The organism is Actinomycetes bacterium, assembly GCA_036000965.1.
GTDB lineage: Bacteria > Actinomycetota > CALGFH01 > CALGFH01 > CALGFH01 > DASYUT01.
Map to the genome: position 1 here is coordinate 1 of DASYUT010000084.1, position 3,741 is coordinate 3,741.

General features: G+C 72.4%; 3 protein-coding genes and 1 pseudogene. All 4 read left to right on the forward strand.

Features of this window, described 5'->3' with window-relative positions:
* The first annotated feature begins 221 nt into the window (after positions 1–221).
* A complete protein-coding gene (locus VG276_06755; GenBank protein HEV8649103.1) occupies positions 222–533 on the forward strand; it encodes a hypothetical protein in 312 nt (103 codons plus the stop codon).
* 5 nt (positions 534–538) lie between these two features.
* Positions 539–2,764: a phosphatase PAP2 family protein gene (locus VG276_06760; protein ID HEV8649104.1), complete on the forward strand. Its 2,226-nt coding sequence runs from the start codon at positions 539–541 to the stop codon at positions 2,762–2,764.
* Positions 2,765–2,853: 89 nt separating this feature from the next.
* Positions 2,854–3,009, forward strand: a pseudogene (locus VG276_06765) (ISKra4 family transposase).
* 183 nt (positions 3,010–3,192) lie between these two features.
* Positions 3,193–3,741: helix-turn-helix transcriptional regulator (locus VG276_06770; GenBank protein HEV8649105.1), on the forward strand; the 549-nt coding region annotated here is incomplete at its 3' end.

Consider the following 3,741-nt stretch of genomic DNA (forward strand, 5'->3'; position numbering starts at 1 on the left):
GACCCCGTGGGTCGTGCTCGGGCGCTGGTGGCGGGCGTGGTCGGGTACGCTCCCGCCGGCCCAGCTCGGGATGCTGCTTGACGCGGTTGGTGCCGGACAGCCGCTGCACCTCTACCTGTGCCCGTAGTCAACAAACTACCGATAAGCAGCAGCGCGGAAGTTCTGCACGTACGACCGGGCCGGAGTTCCTGCGGGTATGCCGACCCGGGGGCACGGTCGGCATGGTCAACTTCACGCCCGACGGGCTCGCCGCCGATTTCTTCGGGGTCTTCGCGCCATACGCGCCGGCGCCCCAGAGCGGGGCGCTGCCGCCGGTCATGTGGGGCAGCGGGGAGCACGTGCGGGAACTCTTCGGCGACCGGGTGACGTCGCTCAAGATGACCCGCAAGGAGTATGTGGAGAAGGCCGCGAGCCCGCGCGAGTACCGCAAGTTCTTCCGCCGGCATGGTCCGGGTCGGCACCGTCGCGCTGGATGGGACCACGCTGCCACACCAGAACGATATGGACTCGGCGGACATCCGGCCGCAGGATGAGCAGCATGGAGGTCCCGCACCAGCTGCACCCGGGTGACGCCGGCCCGGCGGGCGCTGAAGCCGTCCGCGCTCGCCGGTCGGACCGCCACCGGCGCCCGACCGGCGAGCCGCCGCCGCTGCCCCGCAGCATCCAGCCCACCGGCGTCCGCTGGGCGGTCGCCGCCGTGGTGCTCTTCGCGCTGGCCAAGATCACCTTCGGTCCCGCAAGGCGGAGCCTGGGCGTGGCGGTCACGGCCTGGGACGACGCCGTGGTGCGGTGGCTCGGCGGGCTCCGCGTCCCCGGCCTGACCGGCCTGATGGAGGCGATCGTCGCGTCCACCGGATCGGTCGGCGTGGTCGGGGCCGTCCGCTGGGGGACTCTGCTCGCGCTGCTCGCGCTCCGGCGCATCCGCCACCTGGTCGTGTTCGTGTTCTCCTTCCTCGCCGTCATCGCGGCTGTCAGGCTGGCGACGGTGGACCGCCCGCGGCCGTTCGGCGTGGACGTCCGCGGGACCTGGAGCGGCTGGGCGATGCCGTCCCGGCCGGTCGCGCTGCTCGCCGCGACCCTCGTCGGCGTGCTCTACACGCTCGTCCCGGTGGGCCGCTGGCGCCAGCTCGGCAAGTGGGTCGCGACCGGCCTGGTGGCCCTGTTCGCCCTCGCCCGCATCTACCTCGGCGTCGACGCCCCCACCGACGCGCTCGTCGGCGCCGTCATCGGCGTGGCCGTCTCGGTCGCCGCCTACCGCCTGTTCGTGCCCAACGAGGTCTTCCCGGTCGCCTACCGGCGCGGGCGGAGCGCCCACCTCGACGTCGGCGGGCGCCGCGGCGAGGCGATCCGCAATGCCCTCGCCGACCAGCTCGGACTGCACGTGCTGGAGCTGAGGCCGTTCGGCCTCTCCGGCTCGGCCGGCTCGACCCCGCTGCGCGTCAAGGTCAAGGGCGAGCATGGGGACACCTACCTGTTCGCCAAGCTCTACGCGCGCAGCCACCTCCGCGCCGACCGCTCCTACAAGCTCGGGCGGGCGCTGCTCTACGGGCGGCTCGAGGACGAGAAGCCGTTCAATACCGTGCGGCGGCTGGTGCAGCAGGAGGACTACGCGCTGTCGCTGATGCAGCGCGCCGGCCTGCCCAGCCCCGAGCCGGTCGGCACCGCCGAGATCACCCCCGAGCGGGAGTATCTGATCGTCTTCGAGTTCATCGACGGCGCGACCGAGATCAGCGACGCCGAGGTCGACGACGCCATCATCGACCAGGGCCTGGCCGTCGTCCGCAGGCTCTGGGACGCCAACCTCGCCCACCGCGACATCAAACCGGCCAACCTGCTGGTGCGCGACGGCAAGCTCTACCTCATCGACGTCTTCTTCGCCGAGGTGCACCCGAGCCCGTGGCGCCAGGCGGTCGACCTCGCCAACATGCTGCTCTGCCTCGCGCTCCGCTCGAGCCCCGAGCACGTCTACCAGCGGGCGCTCCGCTCCTTCACGGTCGACGAGATCAGCGAGGCGTTCGCGGCCGCCCGCGGGCTCGCGCTGCCCTCGCAGCTCCGCCGCCTCATGCGCGCCCAAGGACGCGACCTGCACGCCGAGTTCGTGCGGCTGCTGCCCGAGCCGCCACGGCCGATCGCCATCCAGCGCTGGAACGCGCGGCGCGTCGGGCTCTGGCTCCTCGTCCTGCTCGCGCTGCTCCCCGGCGTCCCGATGGTCTGGGCGTTCGCCATGGCGAGCGGGAACCCCGGCGACGGCTCGGCCGACACCGGCGGTGACGGGTCCTGCACCCAGGTCGAGAAGCTCTGGCTCGAGGCCCAGTCAGTGCCGTCCGCCTCCCTCGTCCCCTGCGTCCGGGCGCTCCCCGCGGGGGTGGATGGCGCCCTCCGCGTCCGCGACGGCGCGTCGGTGATCAAGCTCAGCTACGCGAGCGTCAACATCAACATCAACGTGAGCGACCAGCCGCAAGCGCGGGCCGAGGCCGGCAGCGTGACGATCCGGCTCGCGGCGGCATGCGACCTCCCCACGGCGGGGGAGGGGCAGGTCGTGGCCCCGGGCGTCAGCCGCTTCGAGGTCGGGGGCTCCCGCGGCGTGCCCGAGGCGGCCGACGTGTTCGGCGGCGGCTGCGTCACCTACCGGACCGGGGACGGCACCGCCGCCTCGGCCGCGCTGCTCGACCAGGCCAAGCGCGCCGTGACCCTCCGGACCCGCGACGACCTGCGCGAGACCCTCCGCCGCCGCTCAGGCGGCCGGCTCGAGCTGGACCCATAGGGCGCAGGTCGTGGAGAGGAGCGGCCGGGATGCCCGGCCGCGCGCAGCCGGTCCCCTCGCCCGGTCATGTCGGTCGCGTGCCCTCCGCCCTCGCCCGAGGCTGGCCCATTGCCACCAGCGTCATCGAGGGCGCCTGCCGCCACCTCGTCAAAGACCACATGGACCTCACCGGCGCCTGCTGGGGCCTGTCTGGCGCCGAAGTCATCCTCAAGCTCCGATCCCTCATCAGCAACGGCGACTTCGAGGCGAGCCGAGCACGGCCGCCGCAGGCGGTCGCGCGCAGGGCTCCGAGCCGGCCCGGCTTGAAACCCGTAAGGAGAGTCGTAGCAGCAAGGCAAGCGAGTGTCGCCCAGGGTGGTCGCATGCTGCCGAAGACGGTGCTGGTAGCCTCTTATGGGTAGATGTAGGACGCTACCGAGGAGGCAGCCGTGGCGACCGGGCCGAGCACCATCGGTGAGCGGATCAGGCAGCTCCGGCTTGAGCGCGACCCGCAGATGACCCAGCGGGAGCTGGCCGAGCGGGCCGGGGTCAGCGTTGACCTGATCAGCAAGTTGGAGCAGGGCCAGAAGCAGACGGCGCTGCTCGTCTCGCTGCACAAGATCGCCCGGGCGTTGGACGTGGACGTGTCGGCGCTGCTGGCCCGGCCCACGCGCATTGACGTTGCCGAGAATGAGCAGGACCAGGGTGTGGTGGCGATCCGGCGCGCGATCACGGCGGCCCGCGACGACGGCGAGCCAGGCAGTGTCGATGAGCTGCAGAAGTCGGCGAGCTACGCGTGGAGCGCGTACTGGACCAACCGGTTCGACCTGCTCGGCGGGCTGCTGCCGAGCCTGCTGACCACTGCGCGAGCGACCGCGCGGGAGACCGACGTCCCCCCAGCGTTCGCGGCGCTGTCGGATGTGTACGGGGCGTGTGCGTCGACGCTGGTGCATCTCGGCCATGTCGATCTGGCCTACCTGGCGATGGAGCGCGCCATC